Below are 274 nucleotides of genomic sequence, written 5' to 3'. Positions count from 1 at the left end.
CACGTCGAGGCTGCCGCGCATGGCCGGAGCCGGAGCAGCGGGTGCCGCAGCAACGGCGCGTGGTGCTGCAACCGGTTCGCTGCGCTGCGGTTGCGGGGCCTGTGCAACGGCTGCTGCCGTACGGGCAGGAGCAGGGGCGCGGGCGGCCCGGGCTTCGCCGACGTCGGTCAGGCGTCCGGACTTCTGCACGATTTCCGACAGTTCCTTCAGCGCATTGATCTGCTCGGAAACAGCCTTGCGCATCTGCGCGGTCGACTGCTTGGCTTCTTCCGGC

The 274-nt window shown here is 69.7% G+C and carries 1 pseudogene; it reads right to left on the bottom strand.

Annotated elements, in window-relative coordinates:
• Positions 1–274 (bottom strand): annotated as a pseudogene (locus QSV46_RS39740) (hypothetical protein); the annotation flags it as partial.

The sequence above is a fragment of the Bradyrhizobium cosmicum genome (genome assembly GCF_032290525.1).
Classification (GTDB): domain Bacteria; phylum Pseudomonadota; class Alphaproteobacteria; order Rhizobiales; family Xanthobacteraceae; genus Bradyrhizobium; species Bradyrhizobium cosmicum_A.
The sequence above is the reverse complement of the archived record's forward strand: the minus strand, read 5'-3'. Positions and strand labels throughout refer to the sequence as shown.